The organism is Pseudoduganella sp. SL102 (assembly GCF_027856995.1).
GTDB classification, from domain to species: Bacteria; Pseudomonadota; Gammaproteobacteria; order Burkholderiales; family Burkholderiaceae_D; genus Rugamonas; species Rugamonas albidiflava.
The window spans coordinates 4,824,130-4,847,785 of sequence record NZ_CP115554.1 but is presented as its reverse complement, the minus strand read 5'-3'; the positions used below and the strand labels follow the sequence as shown (position 1 = coordinate 4,847,785).

The 23,656-nt window shown below is 67.0% G+C and carries 17 protein-coding genes; 8 read left to right on the top strand and 9 right to left on the bottom strand.

Annotated features, from left to right (window positions below; translation table 11 throughout):
• Positions 1 to 6: 6 nt before the first annotated feature.
• The 3 genes from OU994_RS20425 to OU994_RS20415 form a co-directional block, all read right to left on the bottom strand.
• Positions 7 to 1,377: a glycoside hydrolase family 1 protein gene (locus OU994_RS20425; RefSeq protein ID WP_281607430.1), complete on the bottom strand. Its 1,371-nt coding sequence runs from the start codon at positions 1,375 to 1,377 to the stop codon at positions 7 to 9.
• A 96-nt stretch (positions 1,378 to 1,473) separates the two neighbouring features.
• Positions 1,474 to 3,594: a TonB-dependent receptor gene (locus OU994_RS20420; protein WP_281607429.1), complete on the bottom strand. Its 2,121-nt coding sequence runs from the start codon at positions 3,592 to 3,594 to the stop codon at positions 1,474 to 1,476.
• 611 nt (positions 3,595 to 4,205) lie between these two features.
• The gene (locus OU994_RS20415; RefSeq protein ID WP_281607428.1) at positions 4,206 to 6,512 is read right to left on the bottom strand and encodes a TonB-dependent receptor; all 2,307 of its coding nucleotides are present in this window, start codon (positions 6,510 to 6,512) and stop codon (positions 4,206 to 4,208) included.
• Positions 6,513 to 6,861: 349 nt separating this feature from the next.
• Here OU994_RS20415 and OU994_RS20410 point away from each other — a divergent pair, with 349 nt between their 5' ends.
• The 6 genes from OU994_RS20410 to OU994_RS20385 all read left to right on the top strand — a co-directional run bounded on the left by OU994_RS20410 (position 6,862) and on the right by OU994_RS20385 (position 16,362).
• On the top strand, positions 6,862 to 9,510 hold the full coding sequence (locus tag OU994_RS20410) for a glycoside hydrolase family 2 TIM barrel-domain containing protein (RefSeq protein WP_281611674.1): 2,649 nt from the start codon (positions 6,862 to 6,864) through the stop codon (positions 9,508 to 9,510).
• Between the two features lie 235 nt (positions 9,511 to 9,745).
• Entirely contained in the window at positions 9,746 to 11,272 is a 1,527-nt protein-coding gene (locus OU994_RS20405) for a DUF2235 domain-containing protein (protein ID WP_307731723.1), read from the top strand.
• A gap of 299 nt (positions 11,273 to 11,571) precedes the next feature.
• Complete coding sequence (locus tag OU994_RS20400) at positions 11,572 to 12,924, top strand: MFS transporter (RefSeq protein WP_281607426.1); 1,353 nt, start codon at positions 11,572 to 11,574, stop codon at positions 12,922 to 12,924.
• Positions 12,925 to 12,997: 73 nt separating this feature from the next.
• Positions 12,998 to 13,354: a porin gene (locus tag OU994_RS20395; RefSeq protein WP_373922473.1), complete on the top strand. Its 357-nt coding sequence runs from the start codon at positions 12,998 to 13,000 to the stop codon at positions 13,352 to 13,354.
• A gap of 196 nt (positions 13,355 to 13,550) precedes the next feature.
• Entirely contained in the window at positions 13,551 to 15,110 is a 1,560-nt protein-coding gene (locus OU994_RS20390) for an ATPase domain-containing protein (RefSeq protein ID WP_131145339.1), read from the top strand.
• A gap of 22 nt (positions 15,111 to 15,132) precedes the next feature.
• On the top strand, positions 15,133 to 16,362 hold the full coding sequence (locus OU994_RS20385) for a sensor histidine kinase KdpD (protein ID WP_281607425.1): 1,230 nt from the start codon (positions 15,133 to 15,135) through the stop codon (positions 16,360 to 16,362).
• Positions 16,363 to 16,468: 106 nt separating this feature from the next.
• Here OU994_RS20385 and OU994_RS20380 read toward each other — a convergent pair whose 3' ends face one another.
• Both OU994_RS20380 and OU994_RS20375 read right to left on the bottom strand, forming a co-directional pair.
• Positions 16,469 to 17,341 (bottom strand): NmrA family NAD(P)-binding protein, encoded by an 873-nt coding sequence (locus OU994_RS20380; RefSeq protein WP_281607424.1) that lies wholly within the window; start codon positions 17,339 to 17,341, stop codon positions 16,469 to 16,471.
• A 286-nt stretch (positions 17,342 to 17,627) separates the two neighbouring features.
• On the bottom strand, positions 17,628 to 18,422 hold the full coding sequence (locus tag OU994_RS20375) for a LysR family transcriptional regulator (protein WP_281607423.1): 795 nt from the start codon (positions 18,420 to 18,422) through the stop codon (positions 17,628 to 17,630).
• A gap of 42 nt (positions 18,423 to 18,464) precedes the next feature.
• Here OU994_RS20375 and OU994_RS20370 point away from each other — a divergent pair, with 42 nt between their 5' ends.
• Both OU994_RS20370 and OU994_RS20365 read left to right on the top strand, forming a co-directional pair.
• Positions 18,465 to 19,031, top strand: coding sequence for a PACE efflux transporter (locus OU994_RS20370; RefSeq protein ID WP_281607422.1), 567 nt, complete (start codon positions 18,465 to 18,467; stop codon positions 19,029 to 19,031).
• A gap of 268 nt (positions 19,032 to 19,299) precedes the next feature.
• Positions 19,300 to 20,037, top strand: coding sequence for a 3-hydroxyacyl-CoA dehydrogenase NAD-binding domain-containing protein (locus tag OU994_RS20365; protein ID WP_281607421.1), 738 nt, complete (start codon positions 19,300 to 19,302; stop codon positions 20,035 to 20,037).
• Between the two features lie 62 nt (positions 20,038 to 20,099).
• Here the strand turns inward: OU994_RS20365 and OU994_RS20360 are convergent, their stop codons facing one another.
• The 4 genes from OU994_RS20360 to OU994_RS20345 form a co-directional block, all read right to left on the bottom strand.
• Positions 20,100 to 20,900 (bottom strand): DeoR/GlpR family DNA-binding transcription regulator, encoded by an 801-nt coding sequence (locus OU994_RS20360; protein ID WP_281607420.1) that lies wholly within the window; start codon positions 20,898 to 20,900, stop codon positions 20,100 to 20,102.
• Positions 20,897 to 21,376 (bottom strand): heme-degrading domain-containing protein, encoded by a 480-nt coding sequence (locus OU994_RS20355; RefSeq protein WP_281607419.1) that lies wholly within the window; start codon positions 21,374 to 21,376, stop codon positions 20,897 to 20,899. The genes OU994_RS20360 and OU994_RS20355 overlap by 4 nt, the downstream gene beginning before the upstream one ends.
• Positions 21,377 to 21,386: 10 nt before the next feature.
• Positions 21,387 to 22,277, bottom strand: coding sequence for an oxidoreductase (locus OU994_RS20350; RefSeq protein ID WP_281607418.1), 891 nt, complete (start codon positions 22,275 to 22,277; stop codon positions 21,387 to 21,389).
• Between the two features lie 209 nt (positions 22,278 to 22,486).
• Positions 22,487 to 23,548 (bottom strand): LacI family DNA-binding transcriptional regulator, encoded by a 1,062-nt coding sequence (locus OU994_RS20345; protein ID WP_281607417.1) that lies wholly within the window; start codon positions 23,546 to 23,548, stop codon positions 22,487 to 22,489.
• Positions 23,549 to 23,656: the final 108 nt, after the last annotated feature.

Genomic DNA, 23,656 nt, shown 5'->3' with positions numbered 1-23,656 from the left:
CTCCGCTTACCTGTTGTCGACGGCGATGGCGTTCTGGCGTGCGATGGTGCCCAGCAGGCGCGCGCTGGGCTTCGGCGTGCGCTGCTGCGTCTTGCGGTCGACGCTCACCAGGCCGAAGCGGGGACCATAGCCGAAGATCCATTCGAAGTTGTCCAGCAACGACCAGTGCAGGTAGCCGCGCACGTCGATACCATCGCGCATGCAGCGCGCCACGCCGCCGACGGCCACGCGGATATATTCCTCGCGATGCCGGTCATCCATCGTGGCGATGCCGTTCTCGGTCACATACAAGGGCTTGCGCACGCGCGACGCCGCATGGCGCAACGCGCCTTCGATCGCCTGCGGATAGAACTCGTAGCGCATGTCGGTCAGGCGGGCGCCGTCGGGCGCCGGCAATTCGGCGTCGGCGCCGATCCGGGCGCGGGTATAACACTGGACTCCGACGAAGTCGGCATGGCTCGCCGCCAGTGCCAGCCATGGACCATAGGCGATCTCGCGCCTGCGCCGCATGGTGTCATCCGAGGCGCCCGCCGCCTGGTCGTCCGCCATGGCGATCGTGAGGCCGACCTTCATCGACGGCTTGACGCGATGGATGGCTTCGAAAGCGGCGCGGTGCGCGGCAAGCTGTCCTGCCTGGATCTTGTCCAGGTCACCGAATATCCACGCCGAGAAACGGCCGGTGCCACTGACTTCGCCGGCGCGCGCCAGCATGGCTTTTTCCTTTGGATTGCCGGAATACTGCTGCAGCGGGCCGGGAAAGCCGAACAGCAGCTTGGCCAGATTGGGTTCGTTGAACGTGGTGGTCAGTTCCATCAGGTCGCCCAGCGCTTCGGTGACTTTCGCGCAGTAGCGGGCGAACAGCCGTGGCGCGTCTTCCCCTTCCCAGCCACCCAGCGCGGCGAACCATCGCGGATTGGAAAAGTGGTTGTAGCTGACCATCGGCGTCAGCTTGTGCTTCCGGCAAGCCTCCAGCACATCGCGGTAATGGGCCAGGGCGGCCTCCGAGAACATGCCATTCTCCGGCTCCACGCGCGACCATTCGACTGAGAAGCGGAAGGTATTGAGCCCGAGAGCGGCCACCATGGCGATGTCTTCGGCGTACAGCCGGTAATGGTCGCAGGCGTCGCCGGAAGGCTCGGCGAACGTGGTGGGTTCGACGGTTTCGAGCAGCCAGGCGTCGCTGTTGATGTTCTGGCCTTCGACCTGGTGCCCGGCCACCGCGGCGCCCCACAGGAAGCCGCGGGGGAACGAGAACTTGCCGGTGCTGGCCGGCGCTGCCTTCACGCCTGCCGGCAGCAGGGCGGCGCCGATCAGGCCCGCACCGGCCAGCAATGCGCGGCGGCGTTCGGTCTTCGGTTGGTTGTCGAAATCGGTCATGGGGTTCCTTCGTGTGATGGTTGTCTGTTCAAGAATCTGTTTCAAATAACCGGCCCGTTCCGGCGGGCCGGAAGTCCGGTGCAGGAAGCCTGCGGATCAGTAGCGCGCGCCAATCGACAAGCCCGCCGTGCGCGGTGCGGCCGTATAGCCGAATGCGCCGAACACGGTGTTGGACAGCCGCGCATTCATCACGTTGTTGTTTTCCAGGTTGCGCGCATAGGCCGTGGCGTACCAGCGGCCGCCGGGCGCGTCGTAGCGGAGCGACAGGTTGGTGCGGGTATGGGAATCCTGCGTGAACACGTCGCTGTTGGCGTCGTCGTTGTAGTACTTCGACGCATAGCGGGTGTCGATACGGGCCACCAGTTCGCCCTGCTCGAGCGGAATGAAATGCTCGTAGCCGAGGGTCACGGTCACTTTCGGCGCATTGCGCAGGTAATTCCCCGAACAATCCAGGCGCGTGCCGTCCAGTTCATCGGTGCAGGAAGTGTAGGTGTCGTATTTCGCGCTGGTCAGGCCGAGCGACGAGGTAATCGTGCCATTCTGCCCGGCGCGCAGCCTTCCCTCCGCCTCGAAACCGTAGACCCTCGCCTTCGCCGCGTTGCCGACACCGCCCGTCGTCAGGCCGCCGCCCAGCGGCAGCAGGGTATTGACCTGCAGGTCCTTGTAGTCGTAGACGAAGAAGGCCGCCGTGTAGCGGCCGCGATTGCCCAGCATGCGGCCCTTGATGCCCGCTTCCGCCGACAGCAGCTGTTCCGGCTCGTAGAAATGCACCGGCGCCGCCGGCTGTCCCAGGAAGGGCACGGCCGGCGCGGCAAGGTTGTAGCCGCCCGCCTTGTAGCCGCTGCCCACCACGGCGTAGGCCATGGTGTCCTTGTCCAGGTCGTAGTCCAGGCCCAGCTTCCAGTCGTTGTGCGACCAGTTGCGCTCCTCCGTCGTCGTCGCGCCGAAGCCGGCCACGTAGCGCACGCATTCGCCGCACGACTTCTCGTCGCGGGTACTGCGCAGGCCGAGCGTTGCGCGCAGTACCGGCGTGAAGGCGTAGGTCGCCTGGCCGAACAGGGCGCGCGATTTCGCGTCGGCATCGTCGATGTCGAAATCCAGGAAGCCATCGGAGAACGCGCCCTGCGTGTCCTGGGTCTCGCTGAAGAAATACAGTCCGGCCACCCAGCGCAGCGGGCCATTGCCGGACGACGACAGCCGGAACTCGTTGGAGAGCTGTTCGGAACGGGTGCTCGAACCGTTCTCGCTGCCATCGGGTGCCATCGGCGTGACCAGGCGGCTTGCCCAGTCGAGGCGGCGGTTGCGCGTCGATGCCAGCCACGTGAAGGTAACGTTGTCCAGCGCGGTAGTCAGTTCGGACGTGACGCCGGTGTAGTAGGCGCGGCCATCGGCGCGCAACACGGTATCGTTGCGCTGCCCGCCGCTGCCGCGCTCCACGGTCAGCGGTAACGGCACGCCGGCACTGGTCGGTCCCTGGAATTCCGACCCGTCCAGCGTGACCAGCCAGGTGGAGGAGGGCGTGAACTTGACCAGCGCATGCAGGCGGCCGGTTTTCTGGCTGGCCCGATTGCCGGTCGCGCGCGGGGTTTCGATGTAGTTGTCCTCGCTCCTGGCCAGCACGGCCGCCCGCAGCGACACGGTCTCGTTGACCGGCACGTTCAGCATGGCTTCCGCGCGGCGCAGGTTGTAGTTGCCCACTTCGACGTTCGCGCTCGCATCGAATTCCGCGCCCGGCTTGTTCGAGATGACATTGACCGCGCCTGCCGTGGCGTTGCGGCCGTACAGCGTGCCTTGCGGGCCGCGCAGCACCTCCACGCGTTCGACGTCCAGGAAGGCATTGCGTGCCTGGTCCGGCCGCGCCAGGTAGACCCCGTCGATGTGGAACGCCGCGGCCGGATCGCCCTGCTCGGTGGTGTTGTTGCTGCCGATCCCGCGGATATAGATGGTCGTGTTACCCGCGCTCTCCGTGCCGATCTGCACGTTGGGAACGGTGTTGGTCAGGTCCTCGACGTTCTGGATGCCTTTCTTCTGCAGTTCGTCGCCACTCAGCGCCGTCAGCGATACCGGCGTGCGGGAAGCCGCCTCGGGGCGCTTTTGCGCGGTGACGATGACTTCCTGGATTTCCTGCCGGTCGGTGCGGGTGGACTGCTGCGCGCCGGCCTGCCCGGCGAAAGCGGCGGCGAACAGCATGGCAAAGGTCGTTCGTTTGAACTGCATGGCGTTCCTGGAATGCACGTTGTTCTCCTCCTGTGGATGGGGTTCGGCCGAACTGGCGCCGGCGTGCTGTTTTTTTGACCGGACCCGGCTTGTCCCGGGCCAGGTTTCTCTGGCATGACTGATCGAAAAGCATTATTCGTTCAGTGGCATTGCGGGGTTTCCGCGGAACCGGTGTGGAAATCGGGGATGTGAAAAGCCACTCCCGCGCATGACCGCGGAAGGGATCGCAATGGTTAAAATGCTGCTATTGCCTGCTCGAGCGCCACGCGGCGCAGGGCGTCACCAGGCCAGCGCCATGCCGAAGACCTCATCGCGAATGGCTGGAGCGGCGGCGGTCCCGGCAGGTGCGTGGCCAGCGGCTGCGCCGGCGGGAGGATGGTTCGATATCATGGTGGTCTCCGTGTCGTCATGTGCGGCGGGTCATGCGGGTGAGCGCATGCCGTGCGTCTTTTTTCAAGATATCAACACGGGGATGACAAGTAAAAACGATTTTTCCGATCCCAGGCGACGGTTCCGTCGATACCTGGCCGGGATGACGCAAGGGGAGGGGGGCGACCCGCACCCGGGAATCGCCGGCCGCCGCAAGGCGACGGCCGTTTCCTCTCGGTCGTTTAGAACTCGTACTTCACGCGCATGCCCACATACCGCCGGGCATTGCGCGGCAACGTGGCGGTCAGCACATGCACGCCGCCGAACACGCCGGCGTTGTCGCCGATGTTCGCCGCGTACGATTTGTCGAACAGATTGTTGGCGAAGAACGTCACCTTGTAGCCGCGCTGGCTGTCGCCGAGGGCGAGGCTGCCGTTGACGACGCCATAGCCGCCCTGCACGGTCAGCGGATTCTGGAACAGGTCGAAATTGACCTTGCTCTGGTACTGGTAATTCAGGTTCGCCGTGCCGCGCAGGTCGCCGTCGCCGACGGCGAAATCGTACGTGGTTCCCAGCGTTCCTTTCAGCCGGGGCGCGTTGGGGAGCTTCCTGCCGGCCAGGTCCTGCACGCGGACGGCGCCGATCGTCACGCACCCTTGTTCCGCGCCCTGGCCCGGGTAGCAATTCGCGTTCGGGAAACTGCGGATGGTCGCATCGGTATAGGCAGCGGCGGCTTCGAACAGCCATGCGCGGGCGGGCTTGTAGGCGGCTTCCAGCTCGACCCCCTGGGTGCGCAGCTTGCCGACATTGTTCAGGCGCAGGTTCAGCAGGCCGGTACTGCTGTCGATGATCACCGATTGCGCCTGGAAGCCGTCGTAGTCGGTGAGGAACGCCGTCGCGTTGAGTTGCAGCCGGTTGTTCAGGAAGCGGCTCTTGATGCCCAGTTCGAACGATGCCGATTTCTCCGGCGCCGCCGGATGGTCGGCGCGCGACTGGTTGAAGCCACTGGAAATATCGTAGCCCGAGCCCTTGTAGCCGGTGGAGAACGAGCCGAACACCATCACGTCCTTCGCCACGTCGCGCTGCAGCGACAGCTTGCCCGTGACCGCGTTCTCGCTGGTCTCGCCGGTGTACCGCGCAGGCGTGGCAAGCTGCAGCTCGTTGAATGCGACGCCGATGCTCTGGTGGTTGGCGCGCATGCCCGCGACCAGCCTGGTGTCGTTGCGCATCTTGTAGTCCAGCTGGCCGAACACGGCGGATGTCCGGTTGTCCGCGTGTGCATTCCAGTTCGCCAGGAACGCGACGGGGCCGCGGTGGTAGGCGCGATCGCTGCCGGCGTTGGCGTAGTACAGGCCTGCAAGGTAGTTCAGGTTGCCGCCGCCGCTGGATGCCAGGCGCAGTTCCTGGGTCAGCATCGTCGACCGGAAGGGCCCGCCCGCGACCAGCCCGCCGTGGGCCGCACCGCGCGTGAGGGCGCCGAGCAGGTCGACGTCGGCCGCATCGAGATCCATCGTGTAGTCGAATTTCCAGTCCTGGTAGCTGGTGATCGAGGTCAGCACATGCCGGCCCAGCTGCCAGTTGGCGGCAACGCTGAACGTGCCTTGCGTGCTCTTGAAGCTGCCGTTCTCGTCCTGCCGTATCGCGAAATTATCGGCGCCCGGTGCCAGTCCCTGCAGCCGGGTGGACAGGTCGATCTGGCCGAACAGCATCGCGCCTGCGGGCACGCTCAGGTACACCGGGTTGGGTCCCAGGCCATCGCGTTCGGCGAAATCGGCGATGAGCCGGAGCTTCAGGTCCGCCAGCGGTTGCCAGTCCAGGCGGGCCCGCAAGCCCTTGGCATTCTCGCCATTGACGCGGGCACCGTCGGCGACGTTGCCGATATAGCCGTCGCGGCGCGCCCGGTAGGCATTGAGCCGGAATCCCGCATGGCTTCCCATCGGTCCGCTCACGGAGGCTTCAACGCGCTTTTCATGGTCGCTCGTGAGCGTGGCCTGCACGCTGCCCGACAGGTAATCGGACGATTCCTTCGTGACGATGTTGATGACCCCCGCGGCGGCGTTCTTGCCGAACAGCGTGCCTTGCGGGCCCCGCAGGACCTCGATCCGCTCGACGTCGCTGAGATTGGCGAACGCCTGCAACTGCTGGACCACGGGCACATCGTCGACGATCACGGAGACGGCGGATTCGACGCCGATGCTGACGGACTGGGTGCCCACGCCGCGCAGGGAGACCGAACTGTTGGTGCTGTTCTGCGTCACCGTCATCGAAGGTGCCACGCGCGTCAGGTCGTCGAAGGCGACGATGCGCTGGTTTTCGATGGCCTTCGCGTCCACGGTATTGATGGCGACCGGCGTTTTCTGCATGGGTTCGGCGCGCTTCTGGGCCGTGACGATCACCGATTGCAGGGCTTCGCCCGGGTCGTCCCGCCGCGCGGCTTCCTGTGCCAGCACGGATGGCGACACGCCGAGTCCGGCCAGGGCGATTGCGGTGGCGATCACCGTCCTGCGGAGATACGCCGGGGTGGCCGTGGGCGCACTGTATGACTTCATTTCGTCTTCCTCCTGTCATTGTTGTGTGGGGACTGCTGTGGTTCCCGGCTGCCGGGGGGCCGAACCCGTTCGGTGGAGACGGGCGGGCAGGGCGCCGCTGGTGGGCGCCATGTGGCGGTCCATCGGGCGGTATGCACGCCGCCTGCCGCTCGCAAGGCATGGCCCGGAGCTAATACCCTAATATATTAGCTAGCACCCGATGGCGGCGGTTCGACATCCTAGCCGTGCCTTTTTCACGCTGTCCAAGCGCTTTTATCGATAGAAGGTATCGGCAGAACCGTTTTGCCGGGCCGTGTCGCGGTCAGTACACTCGGCACTAATATTTTAGTGAGGAGACAATGTGAACAGGATGCAACACTCGTGGGGAGCGGCGGTCATGGTGGCAATAACGCTGTGCGCTGGCGTCCCGAGCCCGGCCATGGCGGCGGCGTACGTCGCCAAGGTGCGGACCGAGGCCGTGCTGGACCAGGGCTGGCGTTTCCTGTTCCGGCAGGATGGCAGCGCCGAGCCTGGCGCAGCGGACCCCGCCTGGCGGGCGGTCACGCTGCCCCATACGTGGAACCGCATCGGCGGCCACATCGACAAGGCACCGGGTTACGACGACCGCCGCGGACAAGGCTGGTACCAGCTTGATTTCAAGGCTCCCGCGGCGGCGGCGAAGCCGCGCCGCAGCTGGCTGCAGTTCGACGGTGCCAGCATCGTGACCGACGTATGGCTCAACGGCAGCAAGGTCGGCACGCACCGTGGCGGCGTGTCCGGATTCCGCTTCGACGTGAGCGACCACCTGCGCACGGGAACCAACCGGCTGATGGTCCGGACCGATAACACGGCGCCTGAAACCAAGGGTTCGGCGACGGCCGAGACGCTGCCGATGGGAGGAGACTGGTTCATGTTCGGCGGGCTCTACCGCAAAGTGTCGCTGGTGACGTCGGATCCGCTGCACCTCGAACTGGACGATCACGGCGGCCCCGGGGTGTATGCGCGGACTTTGCAGGTCGGCGACAGTTCGGCCACCGTCGAGGTGGTGGCCAGGGTCCGTAACGATACGGGCAAGGCGGAGCCTGCCACCGTGCGCTATGCGCTGCTCGATGCGGCTGGCGCCGTGGTGGCATCGGCCAGCGACAAGCTGCAGGTGCGGTCCGGCGCCAGTGAGGAACGGAAGGTCACGCTGGCGGTTCCCGGCGCACGCCTGTGGAATGGCAGGGCCGATCCCTACCTGTACCGCCTGAAAGTCGATGTGCTCGCCGCGGGGCGGCTGCGGGACACGGTGACGCGCAATATCGGCATCCGGACCATGCGCTTCGATCCGGACGGCGGCTTCTTCCTGAACGGCAAGCGGCTGGCGCTGCACGGCGTGAACCGCCACCAGGAAAGCGGCGAGAACGGGTGGGCCGGCACGGACGAGGAGCTGGCGCGCGACTATGCGCTGATCACGGAAATCGGCGCGAACACGGTACGGCTGGCGCACTACCAGCATGCGCAGGCCGAGTACGACCTGGCCGACCGCCTGGGGCTGGTGGTCTGGGCCGAGATCCCGCTGGTCAATCTCACGGCGCCGCACGGCATCGCTGCGGCGACGCCGGCCTTCATCGAGAACGCGGAAACGCACCTCCGCGAACTGATCCGCCAGAACCACCATCACCCATCCATCGCCGCCTGGTCGATCGCCAATGAACCGAACCTCATGGGGCTGTGGTCGCCGCTGAAGCCGGCCACGCTGCCGTTGCTGCGCCGCCTGGCCGAGCTGTCCCGCGATGAAGATCCTTCACGGCCTGCCGTGCTGGCGTCGTGCTGCGGCACGATCCCGGGCGAGACCACGCCCGGCGAGAAGCAGGCCGGGCTCGACGCGCCGCCGGAAGCCGTCGATGTCTTCGGCGTCAACGTCTATGCCGGCTGGTACTACGGCACCACGGGCGACCTGGGCAAGTACCTCGACCGCGTGCATGCGCACTATCCGGCCAAGTCGCTCAGCGTGACCGAGTACGGTGCCGGCGGCGGGCTCACGCAGCACTCGGACAATCCGTTGGGTGGCCCCGTCAATGCGATGGGCCGGCCGCATCCCGAGCAGTTCCAGGCCCATGTCCACGAGACCTCGTGGCCGCAGTTGCGCGACCGGCACTACCTGTGGGGCACCTGGCTGTGGAACATGTTCGATTTCAGTTCGCCCTCGCGGCAGGAGGGCGACCTGACGGACACCAACAACAAGGGCATCGTCAGCTTCGACCGGAGCGTGCGCAAGGAAGCCTTTTACTTCTACAAGGCGCACTGGAACCCCGAGCCCATGCTGTACCTGGCCGGGCACCGCTATACCCGGCGCGCCAGCCCGTTCGCCGACGTGAAGGCCTACAGCAATGCGGCCGAGGCGCGCCTGACCGTGAACGGCAGGGACCTCGGCACGGCCGCCTGCATCGAACGGGTCTGCCGCTGGCGCAGGGTCGCGCTGGCCAAGGGCGACAACGTGGTGGAAGTGAGCGCATCGCTGGCGGGGCGCGACATGCGGGACCGTGCTGTGTGGCAGCGCGAGGAGGGGCCCGGCACCTATCGCATCCTCGCCGGGCAGGTGGCGGTGACCGATACCGCGGCGGGCCTGCATGGTTCGGATGATTTCTTCACGGGCGGCGAAGGGCAGCTGCTCAATCGCGCCGGGTTCGGCAAGCGCCCGAACAAGGTCGTGGGCGGCGCGCAGGACCAGGGCCTCTACCAGGCCTGGCGTACCGGCGACTTCCACTATGACCTGCCGCTGCCGGACGGCGAGTATGCGTTGACGCTGCGCTTCGTCGAGCCGGACGGGAAAGCCGGGAAAGGGCAGCGGGTCTTCGACGTCGTCGCCGGCGGACAGGTGGTCCTGGAAAATGTCGATATCGCTGCCGAGGCGGGAACGATGGTCGCCCATGAACGGATCGTTCCCATCACCGTGCAGGGCGGCATGGCGCGCATCGGCTTCGTGTCGAAGAAGGGCAAGGCGATCGTTTCGGCGATCAGCGTGGCACCTCGCTGAACCATCGATCCCGCGCTGCGGCGCCGTGGCGAAACAGCTGGCCCGGCCAGCACGCCATCGCCTGGCGCAATGCTCGCGCAACAGGGCGCCGCAGTGCAGCCGGCGCCGCCGCTGGTTCCGTGGCTTTCCGCCGACGATCCGGCCTCTTCAGGGCAATGGCGACAATTGGTGACAACTGGCTCGCCGCGCCAGGTTCAGAATTGCAAGCGTGCTCCGAAGCGGCTGGCGCTTGGCGATGACACAGGGGGATGCGATGCGGCGACTGGTTGTCTGTTGTGATGGAACCTGGAACTCACGGGACCAGATGGATGGGGGAGTCGCCGCGCCGACCAACGTCGTGCGCATGGCGAACGCGCTGGCCAGCGACAATACCCAGCGCGTCTACTACCACCCCGGCGTGGGGGCCGGCGGGTCGAAGCTGGACAAGATGCTGGGCGGCGGCACGGGAACCGGGCTGTCGCGCAACATCCTGAGCGCGTACGAATGGCTGTGCCGGAGCTACGAGCCGGGCGACCAGCTGTACCTGTTCGGCTTCAGCAGGGGGGCCTACACGGTGCGCAGCCTGGTGGGCTTCATCAACTGCTGCGGCCTGCTGCGCGTCGGCGAGGATGCGCCATCCGGGTCGTGGGATGCCATCGAACGCCTGTTCGAGGATGGCTACCGGGAGGGCAAGCCGATCGCGCCCGTGCGCGAGCGGATCGGGCAAGCGCGTTTCCACAATGCCGCCGGCGAGTCGATACCGGTGCGCTTTCTCGGCGTGTGGGACACGGTGGGCGCGCTGGGCATCCCCGACGACATGGGCTGGCTCGACCTGGTGGACGATCCCAAGGACCACATGTTCCACAGTACCTCCCTGAGCGGCAATGTGCGGACCGCGCGCCATGCGCTGGCGATGGACGAGCAACGCAAGACCTTCGCGCCCACGCTATGGACCGATGTCGCGCCGGACGCCGATGTCCAGCAGCTGTGGTTCCCCGGCGTGCACTCGGATGTCGGCGGCGGCTACCGGGAATGTGGCTTGTCCGACGGCGCCCTGGCATGGATGATCGGCGAGGCGAGAGCAGCCGGGCTGGCCTTCAACGACGGCATGGTCGAGCAGGTCAGGCCGGATTATCACGACATGCTGCACGACCCGCGCACCGGCGTGTTCGCGCTGCTCGAGACGCAGCCGCGCAGCATTCCTTCGCTGCTGGAAGAGCAGCACTTCCACCGGTCGGCGCTGGACCGCCTGCGCAAGCCGCCCATCACCCAGTGCCCGTATCGCCAGCCGCACCTGACGCCGGACGGCCGCGCCATCGAGATCTACGCGCGCGAACCGTGGAACCCGACCGGCCTGTGGCTCGAAGCGGGACGGCGCTACCGGTTCGAGGCCCGCGGCCAGTGGGTCGACGGCTCCGTCGTCTGCGGGCCCGCGGGAACGGAGGACGGCAAGTTCAGCATCGCCGAGCTGGCGCATATCGGTGCCAATGTGGTGGGGCGTTTCGAGGCCGCCTTCCGCGAACTCACCGGCAATCCGCATGCCGAATTCCGCGCATCGCGGCGCCATGACGACTGGCCGTGGTTCTGCCTGACGGGAGCGATCGCCAACGGACGCGGTGAACGGCAAGGCAATCCCGAGCCCCACGAAGCGTTCCGGATCGGTACCGGCTGCGACTACACGGCGCAGCGTTCCGGCTACTTCCATGCCTACGCGAACGATGCTTTCGCTTTCTATGCCAACAACCGGGGCTACGTCACGCTGACGGTGCGCCAGCTCGACTGAGACGGTGCACCCGGCCGTCCGGGCGCACGTATCGCCCGGACGGATACCTTCCATCCAGGCTTTCAATTTTACAAACTCCACGCTCCGTAGCGATACTGCAGCGGACAGGCAGGCAACTGCCGCGTCCACGACAACGATACGGAGACACCCATGAGATCCACCGCGACAGCGGCACGCCGTGCCGCGACGGGCGCCTGCGCGCCTGCCCTGCCGGCACTCCCTGAAATCCTTGCCCCCGGCCCCGAAGCGGTACATGCGACCGGCCGCAGCGGGCATCGCCGAGCAAACGGAAAAGTACGATGACGTCACACCATGAAGCGGGCGGCAGCTATCGCACGCTGGTCGATGGCAGTCCACTGTCCGGACTGCAGTGGGCGGTATTCATCCTGTGTTTCCTGATCATGTTCCTGGATGGCCTGGACACGGTGCTGATCGGCTTTCTCGCGCCTTATATCGGCGCGGAATGGCAGCTCGCCAAGGGCGCGCTGACCCCGGCATTCACCGCCGGTGTCGCCGGGCTGATGATCGCCGGCTGCGGCGCGGGGATCCTGGCCGACCGGGTAGGAAGGCGGCCCTTGCTGCTGGGCGCCGTGGCCGTGTTCGGCCTGGCCAACCTGGCAACGGCCTACTGTGCTTCGCTCGAAGCGCTGGTGGCATGGCGCTTCGTCACGGGGCTCGGACTGGGGGCGGCCATGCCCTGCGCCGTGACGCTGGTGTCCGAATACGCGCCGGCGCGGCGGCGTGCGCTGCTGATCACCTCGATGTACTGCGGCTACACGCTGGGCGGCGCCGCCGTTGGCTGGCTCACGCCCATCGTCACGCAGCAGCACGGCTGGCGCGCGATGTTCGTCATCGGCGCGGTGCTGCCGCTGGCCTTGCTGCCATGGCTGTGCTGGCGCCTGCCGGAGTCGATCGGCTTTCTCGCCGAACGCAGGGGCGACCGCGGCGCCGTCGCGGCCCTGCTGTCGCGCATCGTGGGAAGGCAGGTCGAGGTGCCCGCCTTGCCGGAGCGGCAGGCCGCGGCGGTCAATCCGCTGTCGATCATCCTGTCGGCTGCCTACCGGCGCAAGACCGCCTTGCTGTGGCTCGCCAACGGTGCCGGCTTGCTGATGACGTTCACGCTGATCAACTGGTTGCCCAGCTTCCTGACCTTCAAGGGAGTTCCCGCGCCGACCGCATCGCTGAGCGGCGCGAGCCTGCAGGCGGGCGGCGCCATCGGCGCATTGCTGATCGGCTGGCTGATGGACCGCTTCGGCAGCAGGGCGGTCGTGGTGGCCACCTACCTCGGCGCGGCACTGGTTTCGCTGCTGTGGGTCGCGGTTGTCGGTCGGGGCAGTGCCGCGCTGCTGTCGACGGGTTTCCTGGCGGGTGTGCTGGTGATGGGCGGGCAAACCGGTTTCCAGGTGCTGGCGACGTCGGTCTATCCGGTGGCGGCCCGCGCCACGGGCCTGAGCTGGATGCAGAGTGTCGGCCGCCTCGGCGGCATCCTCGGCATCCAGCTGGCGGGGATCGGCGTGGCGAGCGACATCGATCCGGTCACGCTGCTGCAGGCGTTGGCGATGCCCGCGCTGCTGGCCGCCGTTGCCGCAGCATCGCTGCACGCCGGTTCCCGATTGCTGCGCGGCGATGCCACGGCGGCAAAGGGTGGTTGAGGCGGCCGCACATCCGGCACAACCCTGGATACACGACAAGAACGGAAGACCGATGGAGACAAGGAATCGGGTCATGGCCGCGGCCATGGCCATGACGATGACAAGCGCAATGATGGTCGGCGCGCCGCTAACGGCCGCGGCCCAGCCGGTCACGCTGTACGGCGTACTCGACACCGGTGTCGAGTACGTGAACCATGTGGGGCCGTCGGGCAGGAGCCTGACGCGGGTACCCACCATCACGGGCACCTTTCCTTCGCGGTGGGGCATCCGCGGCAGCGAAGACCTCGGCGGTGGCATGCACGCCGTGTTCGCGCTGGAGTCGGGCATCGGCATGGACACCGGTTCGGTCAGCGGCGGTGCGCCCGGCTCGGCCCCCGCTGCCGGCGCCACGCAGTTCGGCACCATGGTCGGCGTCCGGCACGCCTTCTAGCGCATGGCCGCCGGCGGCCATGCGCCGGCTCCTTCCACCCTGCCGGCCTGGCGCGTTCTGCCGCCGGCACGAGAACTCGCCCTTGCACATCCCCGGTTCCACCAGATCGACAAGCCTCCCTCGGGCGGGCGCGAGCGTGCGTGTGAGTTGCGCAAACGCATGTTAAGCTGGAACTAACATATGAAAAGGGCAATTCATGAACGACAAAGTGAAGACCGGCATCGTCGGCCTTGACGAAATATTGCATGGCGGCATTCCGCGCAACAACAACCTGATCGTCGAGGGCCCGCCGGGCTCCGGCAAGACCACGCTCGGCCTGGGCTTCATCTACCACGGCGCCAGGGACCATGACGAACCCGGCGCCATCGTCTCCTTCGAGCTCGATTCCGCCAAGCTGCTGCGCGACGCGGCCGGCTTCGACTGGGACCTGCAGGGCATGATCGACCAGGGCAAGATCAAGATCATCCAGACCAGCCCGGCCGTGCTGCTCAGCGAATTCCGCAGCCAGGACGGCGCCTTCGCGGCATCGCTGGTGGCGATGGGCGCCAGGCGCCTGCTGATCGATGGGCTGACGCCGATGCGGCTGTATGCCGAGGTGAACGACATGCCGTTCCGCGAAGACGTGCACCTGCTGATCGAAGGCCTCACGCGGCTGGGCGTGACCACCATGGTCACGGCGGAAAAGGACGAGTCGCTGACCGGCGTGTCGGCCCACGAGCGCTTCGTCTTCGACACCATCATTTCGCTGACGCGCGAAGAAATGCGCCGGCGTGTGCACCGCCGCCTGGCAGTCATGAAGTCGCGCGGCCAGGACTTCATCGGCGGCAGCCACACGATGCGCATCGAGCCGGCCGTCGGCGTGCATGTCTACCGGCGTGCCCAGTCGCGCCCGGTCGCTTCGGTCGACCAGCCGACGTCGGAAGAGCGCCTGTCGACCGGCTCGCCGGCGATCGACAAGATGATGGACGGCGGCATCTACAAGGGTTCCGTCACGCTGGTGAGCGGCATTTCCGGCACCGGCAAGACGGTGCTGAGCGTGCAGTTCCTCACCGAGGCGATCCGGACCGGCCACAAGGCGATGCTGGTCAGCCTGGACGAACACCCGGCCCAGCTGATGCGCAACGCCCGCTCGCTCGGCTTCGACCTGCAGGGGCAGGTCGACCGGGGCGAATTGTTCATCCACTACGAATCGCCGCTGGAACTGGAACTCGATGTGCACTTCGAGCGCATCGTCAGGCTGGTCGAGGAACAGCGGATCGACTGCGTGGTGTTCGATTCCATCGCCGTCTACGAGATGACCAGCCGCAGCGAAGTGGCCGATTACCTGTATGCGCTGGCCACGTTCTTCAAGAACCGCCTGGCCACCACGCTGTTCAACTACGAAAGCCCGGAGCTGCTGGGCGTATCGCAGATCAGCGAAGAACTCAAGGGCTCGCATCTGGTCGACAACATCATCCTGCTGAACTATGTCGAGGTATCGACCGTGCTGCGCCGGGCCATCGCCGTGCCGAAAGTGCGCGGCAGCCGCAACCTGCAGGTGACGCGCGAATACACCATCGGCGAAGGCGGCCTGCTGCTGCTCGATGAAAGCGACGATGCCACCCAGTCGGGTGCCGTGCCCCAGCTGCCGTTCTCCTCGTATTACGGCTTGCTGTCGCGCTCGCCGTCACGCCAGAGTCCACTGATCGAGGGCGCCGTCGCCAAGGGCAAGCCCATGCCGGAATCCGCGGACTTGCCTACCGAAACGCCGGAGTGATGACGCTGAATGATCGCGCCGAATGATCACGGTTAGCTTGCCAGGCAATACGCCGGTCGACTGGGAGGACTGGGAGACGCCGCTGCTCCAGTTCACCGAGGCGACCGGCCTCGTCACGTCGGCCTTCGATATCTCCGGCGTGCGCCGCATCGGCCCCAAGACAGGCTCGCGCCTGGCCGCCTTGCTGGCCCGCTCCACCCTGTGGGCCGACGATGGGCCGGGCACGGCGCTCGAGCGCACGCTGGTGCAGTCGGTGTGCGCCGATGGCGAACCTGCGTCGGCACAGTTCGGCGGCCTGCGCGTCTGCACGCAGCCCCTCATGCTGGGCGGCAAGCTGTACGGCGTGGTGGTGTTCGGCTGGCGCTTCGCCGACTTCAGCTCGCCGCTGGAATGCGAGCGCATCGCCCGGCAGATCGGCTTGCCGGGCCATGTGCTGTGGAACGAGGCGCGCCTGGACGCACCCGTGTCCGCGGAGCGCATGGCTACCTACACGGCGCTGCTGGGCACGCTGTCGCGCACGCTCGACCGCCAGCGCGAGATCATCGACGACCTGACGCGCGTGAACCGCACGCGCGAACTGTTCCTGGCGACGGTATCGCATGAGATGCGCACGCCGCTGTCGGCGCTGGCGCTGCGCATCGAGGTGATGCTGCGCACCATTGCCGACTTGCCGCCGGCCGCCGTCAGCGGGCTGGAAACGATGCGCGTGCACGTGCGCCAGGAAGCCGGCATGGTCGACGACCTGATCGATGCCGCGCGCACGCTGACCGGCCACATGTCGATCACCCGCACGCGGGTCAGCCTGGGCCAGGTGCTGCGCGATGCGATCTCGACCGTGGAAACCCTCGCGCAGTCCAAGCGTATCCTCATCCAGGTCACGCCGGCCGACCATGGCGACGATATCCGCCTGGAAGCGGATGGCCGGCGCCTGCAGCAGGTGATCTGGAACCTGCTGTTCAACGCCGTCAAGTTCACCCCGGAGGGCGGCGTCATCCGCATCACGGTCGGCCGTAGCGGCAACACGGTCGCCATCGATATCGCCGACTCGGGCCAGGGCATCGAACCGGACGACCTGCCGCGCGTGTTCGATGCCTTCACGCTGCAGCAGGACAATAACGCCACGGGCCTCGGGCTGGGACTGTACATCGCACGCCGGATCGTCGAGCTGCACCAGGGCACGCTGAGCGTCAGCAGTGCCGGGCGCGGGCAGGGCGCCACCTTTGCCATCCGCCTGCCGGCGACGCGGGGCTGACCGCATTCGGCGAGGCGCTGTTGCATCGTCAATGTACCTTCGGCATGCGTGCCGGTTGGCTCATCGCCTCAGCGAGACTGCCTTTCGGCCACGGCGGCACCCCTTTTCACCGCCTTTCGCGGCCGCGCTCCACGGCGTCGCGGATATGCGCCTGCAAGGTGGTGGTGCCCCGCACCGGCGTGGCGGGCCACTTGCCGGCGTCGTCCACGACGGTACCGGTCATGCGGGCATAGGTTCGCGCGGCCGGTTCCGAAAAGCCAAGCTGGCGGAATGTGGCTTCCCATGCGTCCCGGGGAATGACGTCGACATCGATGGCCTCGCCGAGGGCGGACGCGAAGGCGTCGGCGACGTCGCGCGGCGTGTACAGCGCCGGCCCTTCGACGTATTCCACGCCGGTGTCATCCGCCGGCGCCATGAGCCGGCGCGCGGCCTGTTCGCCCAGGTCCGCCGGCGCGACCATCGGGATGGCCAGGTCTTCGGGGAAAAAGCTCGGCAGCGTGCGCCGTTCGCGCACCATGTCCAGCATCTCGCTCCAGTTGCTCATGTAGTAGGCCGCGCGGTTCACCGCGAGCGGCATGCCCAGGGTGCGCAGCTTCTCTTCGAAGTCGAACAGCACCGTCAGGTCACCGCAGGGCGGCCCGGGGCGGGCGCCGTAGGTCGACGCGGCGACGATTTTCTGCAGGCCCGCGCCGCTGGCCGCGGCAACGATGGCATCGACAGTGGCGTGCTCCACGGCGTCGGTGTCGGTGGACGGATCGGCCGGGGGATTGAGCAGGAATGCCGTTGTGCCGCCGCGCAGGATCTCGCGCAGCTTGCCGGTCTCGTGGATGTCGGCGACGGCGATGCGTGCGCCGGCTTGCGCAAGGCTGGTCGCACGCGCGGCGTTGCGCGTCACGATCGTCACCGGTTCGCCGCGCCGCAACAGGGCCAGCGCCGTTGCCGAGCCAACCCGGCCGGTACCGCCAAGGATGATGTGCATGGTAAATGCCCTCCAGGGAAGTTTCGCCGGCCGGCGGCATGGCCGACGCCTGGTCGGCAGGCGTTCCCGGCAGGCAGCCCCGAGAGTGTAGAGAAGCGCCGCACCGGGCGGCGCACCCTACAGTGCCGAAGGCCGTGTCGCGACAACGGCGTCGCGACACAGCGCTCCGCACTGCCCGTGTCCCGGCTCAGCGTCCCGTTGCGTCGTACTCGCCGAACAGCTGGCCGACGAAATCGACCACCGCCCGGATACGCGCACTCGTGCGCAAGCCGTTGTGCATCGATAGCTAGATTTCCTGGTCAAGCTCGGGAATATGGGGAAGCGCGGCGACCAGGTCGAGCTGGTCGGTGGCGAGGAAGGTCGCCAGCACGCCCAGCCCGGCGCCGTGGGAAACGCCATCGAGGATGCCGAGGCCGTAGCTGCACCGCATCCACGGCGCCGGCGCGCCGGGCAGCGCCCGCAGCCACCGGTCGGACTGGAACTCCGCGCGCGGCTCGTCGAAACCCACGAAGGGCAGGCTGGCCCAGTCTTCGCTGGCCAGGGCGGCGGCATGGCGCACCGCCACATCGCGGCTGCAATACAGCCCGAACGACAGGGTGCCGAGACGGCGCGTGACGAGGTCGAGCTGTTCCGGACGGTAGGGCCGGATCGCAATGTCGGCTTCGCGCCGCGCCAGGCTGTACGGCCGGTGCGACGTCACGATTTCCACCTCGACGTTGGGGTACGCGTCATGGAAGCGCGCGAACCGGGTCGTCAGGAAGTACGACAGCCATTCGTCGGTGTTGATCCGCACCAGGCCCGACGCGGCATGCGCATCCTGCCGGTCGCGCGTGCGTTCCACTTCCAGCGCGATCTCGCCCATCTGCCCGGCCAGCGCGACGATATCGGCACCGAAGGCGGTCGGTATGCAGCCGCCCTGGTAGCGCTCGACGAGTTTCTGCCCGACCGCCTGTTCCAGGTCGTCGAGCCGGCGGGCCAGCGTTGCCGCACTGACGCCCACCTTCCTGGCCGCGCCGCGCAAGGTACCTTCCTGCGCGACGAGCAGCAGCATGCGCAAGTCATTCCAGTCGAGCTGTTTCATGGTGATCGCTGTTTCAGGGGAACCGCTGTTTCAGTAGACGCAATGTTTCACGAGATTGCATGGTTCAAATTTGAAGCACCATGCCTCGAATTTGCCGGTATGCATCCATTTGTCGAGTATGCGATCATGCTTTCGTTCCGTCAACACGAAAGAAAATCCATGCGTACATTCGGCGATCGCGTACGGCACGCGCTCCTGTTCGAGGCTGTCGCCCTCGCCATCTTCATCCCGGGATCGGCCGCCGTGTTCGGCCATCCGGTCGAGCAGATGGGTTTCATCGGCATCGCGTCCGCCACCCTCGCCACGCTGTGGAACTTCGTCTTCAACGTAGGCTTCGACCGGGCCATGCGCCGCCTGCGCGGCAGTGTCCACAAGACCCTGGCGATCCGGATCACGCATACGCTGCTGTTCGAGGCGGGACTGGTCGTCATGCTGATTCCGCTGATCGCCTGGTACCTGGGGATCGGCCTGTGGCAGGCGCTGCTGATGGACCTGGCGATCGTGGTCTTTTACCTGGTGTACGGGTTCCTGTTCAATCTGGCGTATGACCGGATCTTTCCCATTGCCGCAGCGGCGCCGGCAGCGCTGAATACAGGCAGGCCGCTGTGATGCGTTTTCATGGTATCGAAACTCGTTCCGCATCGTGAAACGATCGTGGTGACTATTGTCGTGCTTGTTTCCCGTTGCGCAGAAGTTCATTCCGCAATACGAAACATCCGGCGCAAGTCCATGATTTTGCGCAAATAATTTAGTCGCCGCTGTTTTATAAGATATAAGAGTTTCCGGCACGTGGAGCTTATGATGAATCATCGGTTGGCGATCCCCGGATGGGGCGAGCGCCAACGCACAGGTTTCAGTTCATCTCGAGGAGCTTCACATGTCGCACTACCAGAACGATATCCAGTCCCACGCCAGGCCGGGCGCCGGCAAGCCGCCGATGGCCGTCAAGGTTCGCCCCCATCCGCAGCGCCGCGATGACGCCCGGGCAGCAGTCTCCGCACAGGAGCCGGGCGGGGACACTGCCGCGCACGAACCGGCATCGCACGACCTCTCCCAGCGGGTCGCCCGCGTTGGCATCATCGGCGCCACGGCCACGGGCATGGCGATCGCCAGGGATTTGCTGGATGCCGATATCCCGGTCACCGTGTATGAGCCGGCGCGCGAAACGCTCGATGCCGCCACGGCATCGGTGCGCGCGGCTTGCGAGGCTTCCCGCGTGGCCGGGCAACTCACGGCGGCCCAGCGCGACCGGCGCGTGGCGCTGCTGGCGGGCACCATCAACCTGCACCACCTGAAGGATTGCGACGTCATCGTCGATGCCATGGGCGCGGGGACCGATGTGGCGGGCGGGCTGGTGCGCCGGCTGAACGAGCTTGCCAAGCCGGGCGCCATCCTGATGGCGTGCGCCGCCACCTGCGATATCGACCAGATCGCCAGTCTCGCCAGGTATCCGGAAAACGTGCTGGGATTCCATGTGTCGGACGCGGGGGCGGCCCAGGTATGGGAATTCGTGCCGGCAAAGCCCACCTCGGCATCGACGGTGGCGACCGCCGCCGCGCTTGTCCAGGCGCTGCGCAGGCCGCCCCAGGAATCGGCTACCCACACGAACGCGTAACGCAGGACGTGGCGCTCTTCCTGGCAGGGAAGGGCGCCCCGTTCACACGGCCATTCCCGTCGTCAGCCCCCAGCCGGCCTTGCTGCCCCGTCCCCCGCCACCACCGCCTCCACGCCCAGCGTGGCGAGCCGTTCGGCCACCACGGCCGGCAATGCCCGGTCCGTGACCAGCACGTCGATCGCTTCGAACGTGCACAGGCGGTGCAGGAACGCGGCGCCGAACTTGGCCGCTTCCGCCACCACGATCACCTGCCTGGCCTGACGCAGCATCGCCTGCTTCAATGAGCTTTCCTCGTCGGACGGGCAGGTGAGGCCGTCCGGGTCGAGCGCGCAGGCGCCCAGGATCACCTTGTCGAAGTCGAATTGCGCGAGGCCCAGGCGGGCTTGCGGGCCTTCCAGGCTGCGCTGCCACGGGTTGAAACGGCCGCCGGTCAGGTGCAGTTCCACGCCCTCGCGCCCGCCGAGGGCTTCGGCGATGTCGATCGAATTGGTCACGGCATGCAGCCGCGCGGCAGCCACCGCGCGTGCGACTTCCATCACGGTGGTGGAGGTGTCGAACAATACCCGGTCGCCGTCGCGGATCAGCGCCGCCGCCGCGGCGCCGATCGCCTGCTTTGCGGAGGAGGCACTGCCCCGGCCGGCGTAATGCCGCACCTGCCGGGCCGATGGCGGCAGCACGGCGCCACCGCGCACGCGCAGGGCGCGGCCATCCGCGTCCAGCCGCACCACGTCGCGGCGGGCCGTATCGCGGGTGACGCCGAACAGCCGGCAGATATCCTCGATGCCGATCCGGTAGTGCTGGCCGAGATAGGCGCAGATCTCGTCCAGCCGCCGCGATTGCGGGACCAGGCCTTCCACGCTCATTGCACGGTGTCCAGATACTCGCGCAATACCGCGATCACCATCTCATGGTCTTCCTCCTGCGGCAGGCCGGAAACGGTGATCGTGCCGACCACGCCCGTGCCGCGCAGGATGATGGGAAAGGCGCCGCCGTGGGCCGCGAAGTCCCTGGCATCGGCGCCGCTGTCGGCTTCGAAGGTCTTGCCCCTGCTGCGGTAGCGCGTGCCCACGTGCCACGAGCTGCGGCCATAGCGCTGCACCACGTTGTTCTTGCGGCGCACCCAGTCGGCGTTGTCCGGCGTGGTGCCGTCCATGGCGTGGTGGAACAGCTGGTGGCCGCTGCGGGTGATGTCCACCGTCACCGCCTTGCCCAGCGCGCGGGCACGCTCGACAATGCGCAAGCCGACCGCCAGGGCGTCGGCGTTCGAGAACGCGGCAAACTGCAACTGCTGCTCCTGCAGCGCCAGGGCCTGCAGCAGGCCGGCAAAGTCTTCGTGCATTCCAGTCTCCTCAGGTGAGATCGATGGTGCGGCGTTCGCGGTGGCTGCGCAGGGCGTGTTCGATGACCCGGATCACATCCACCGCCTCCTCGGCTTTTACAGGGACATCACCGCCTTCAGCGATGGCGTCGTACATGCCCTGGTAGAACGCCTGATAGGCGCCGGGAAGGGTCTCGACGGCATGCCGCGAGCCATCGGCCCGCGTGACGGTGGCATAGTTGGCGGGCGCATCGTGGCCCCAGCCCGCATCGCCCGGCCGCTGGCCCGCTTTCAGCGCGTCTTCCTGCGGATCGATGCCGACCTTGACGAAGCTGCCCAGCGTGCCATGCACCTGGTAGCGCGGGCCGGGCGCGCGGACCAGCGCGCCGGCATGCAGCACGGCTTTCGTGCCGCCATGGTCCAGCACCAGCTCGAACGCATCCTCGACCTGCGCACCGTCGCGCTGCGTCGACAGGTGCGCGGTGACGGCGTGGGGCTTGCCGAACAGCTGCAGCGCCTGGTCGATCAGGTGCGAGCCCAGGTCCCACAACACGCCGGCGCCCGGCTGCGCCTGTTCCTTCCAGCGCGCCTTTACCTGCGGCGCGTAGCGGTCGAAGTGGGCCCGGTAGGTGTGCACCGCGCCCAGTTCGCCCGATTCAAGCGTACGGCGCAGCGTGAGGAAGTCGCCGTCCCAGCGGCGGTTCTGGTAGACCGCGAGACGCAAGCCGCGGTCGCGTGCCAGGGCTGCCAGTTCGTCGCCCTCGGCGGACGACAGCACGAACGGCTTGTCGACCACCACATGCTTGCCGGCCTGCAGCGCGGCCTTGGCCAGCGCGTAATGGCTGGCGTTCGGCGTGCACACCACCACCAGCGCAATGGCCGGATCGTCCAGCATCGCCTGCGGGGTGTCGTCCAGGCGCACGCCGGGATACGGGTGCAGGGTGGCCGGATCGGCGCTGCGGCTGGCAATCCCGCCAGGCGCAAGCCGGGAATGGCGGCAATCATCGGGGCGTGGAAAATCGCGCCGCCCAGGCCGTAGCCCACGAGTCCTACGTCATATCGCTGCATGCCTTACCTTTCGTCAGTCAAATCACTGATGCAGTGTAAGCGATTTGCGCGATCTCCGTCGGCTTATGCGGATTCGCGCGGTACCAGGCCGCCTGTAAAACGTTTCCGGTACGGCCCCGCGCCGGTGCCATCGAGCTGGGCTTGCAGGCATTCCATCGCGGCCACGCCGATGGCGGCAACGTCCTGCCGGAAGGTGGTCAGCGGCGGGTGCAGGTAGGCGGAGATCGGCAGGTCGTCATGCCCCGCGATGGCGATGTCCTTGCCGGGTTCCAGGCCGAAGCGCCGGCAGGCCGACATGGCGCCGATCGCCAGCCGGTCGGTGCCGCAGGCGAGGGCGGTGGCGCCGCTGCGCTGCCAGGCACCGCTGGTGAGCCAGTCCAGCACGTGGCGAAACCCGTACGCCTCGAAATCCCAGGTCGGCTGCGTGCTGGCCGGCAGCACCAGCGGCGCCATGCCCGCTTCCGCCACCGCGTCCAGGTAGCCGGCCAGCCGCTCGGTGGGCGAAGGATGCGCGACCGGCGGGGCGCCCAGGTAAGCGGGGCGGTGGCCGCGGCCGAGCAGGTAGCGCGTCAGCATCGCCATGCTTTGCCGGTTGTCGTTCATCACGTAGTCGCAGTCCTCGTGCACGAAGCTGTCCAGGTAGACGATGCGCATTTCCTGTTCCAGCCGCCGCAGCAGGTCGAGGTTCTGCCGCGACGCGACCGCGGTCAGCACCACGCCCGCCACCTTCATCGAGCGCATCGTCATCAGCGCCGCCGCTTCCTCGGCCGGATCGTTGTACGAGCACTGGATGATCACATCCATGCCCAGCGCCTTGGCCTTCTGCTCGATCGCGCGCAGCGCCTCGGCAAAGAAGGGTTCGTTGACGACCGGGAGCACGACGCCGACGATCCGCGAGCGTCCCCTGACCAGGCTGACCGCATGCGGGTCCGGCACATACTCCAGTTCGCGGCAGGCCTGCTCGATGCGGGCCCTGGTATCCGGCTTCAGGCCTTCGCCATCGTTGAAATATTTCGAGACCGTGGCACGCGACACGCCGGCCAGCGCGGCCACGTCGTGCATCGTTACGGGGCCGCGGGATTCCTGGCTGCGCCCGGCGGAAGCGGCATTCTTGGCTGTTTTCATTCGTTGTGTTGACACGTGTAATGTAGTCTCCCGGCCTATGATCCGGGGCTGCGCAGGGGGCTGCGCCGGACCGTGCGATGCCTTGATGGCGCCCCCATCATAGCAAAA

What these genes read in the sequence shown, in the direction of transcription:
- OU994_RS20425 (WP_281607430.1), bottom strand. Translation starts at nt 1,377, where the DNA reads ATGACCGATTTCGACAACCAACCGAAGACCGAACGCCGCCGCGCATTG.
- OU994_RS20420 (WP_281607429.1), bottom strand. Translation starts at nt 3,594, where the DNA reads ATGCAGTTCAAACGAACGACCTTTGCCATGCTGTTCGCCGCCGCTTTC.
- OU994_RS20415 (WP_281607428.1), bottom strand. Translation starts at nt 6,512, where the DNA reads ATGAAGTCATACAGTGCGCCCACGGCCACCCCGGCGTATCTCCGCAGG.
- OU994_RS20410 (WP_281611674.1), top strand. Translation starts at nt 6,862, where the DNA reads ATGCAACACTCGTGGGGAGCGGCGGTCATGGTGGCAATAACGCTGTGC.
- OU994_RS20405 (WP_307731723.1), top strand. Translation starts at nt 9,746, where the DNA reads ATGACACAGGGGGATGCGATGCGGCGACTGGTTGTCTGTTGTGATGGA.
- OU994_RS20400 (WP_281607426.1), top strand. Translation starts at nt 11,572, where the DNA reads ATGACGTCACACCATGAAGCGGGCGGCAGCTATCGCACGCTGGTCGAT.
- OU994_RS20395 (WP_373922473.1), top strand. Translation starts at nt 12,998, where the DNA reads ATGGCCGCGGCCATGGCCATGACGATGACAAGCGCAATGATGGTCGGC.
- OU994_RS20390 (WP_131145339.1), top strand. Translation starts at nt 13,551, where the DNA reads ATGAACGACAAAGTGAAGACCGGCATCGTCGGCCTTGACGAAATATTG.
- OU994_RS20385 (WP_281607425.1), top strand. Translation starts at nt 15,133, where the DNA reads ATGATCACGGTTAGCTTGCCAGGCAATACGCCGGTCGACTGGGAGGAC.
- OU994_RS20380 (WP_281607424.1), bottom strand. Translation starts at nt 17,341, where the DNA reads ATGCACATCATCCTTGGCGGTACCGGCCGGGTTGGCTCGGCAACGGCG.
- OU994_RS20375 (WP_281607423.1), bottom strand. Translation starts at nt 18,422, where the DNA reads ATGAAACAGCTCGACTGGAATGACTTGCGCATGCTGCTGCTCGTCGCG.
- OU994_RS20370 (WP_281607422.1), top strand. Translation starts at nt 18,465, where the DNA reads ATGTTTCACGAGATTGCATGGTTCAAATTTGAAGCACCATGCCTCGAA.
- OU994_RS20365 (WP_281607421.1), top strand. Translation starts at nt 19,300, where the DNA reads ATGTCGCACTACCAGAACGATATCCAGTCCCACGCCAGGCCGGGCGCC.
- OU994_RS20360 (WP_281607420.1), bottom strand. Translation starts at nt 20,900, where the DNA reads ATGAGCGTGGAAGGCCTGGTCCCGCAATCGCGGCGGCTGGACGAGATC.
- OU994_RS20355 (WP_281607419.1), bottom strand. Translation starts at nt 21,376, where the DNA reads ATGCACGAAGACTTTGCCGGCCTGCTGCAGGCCCTGGCGCTGCAGGAG.
- OU994_RS20345 (WP_281607417.1), bottom strand. Translation starts at nt 23,548, where the DNA reads ATGAAAACAGCCAAGAATGCCGCTTCCGCCGGGCGCAGCCAGGAATCC.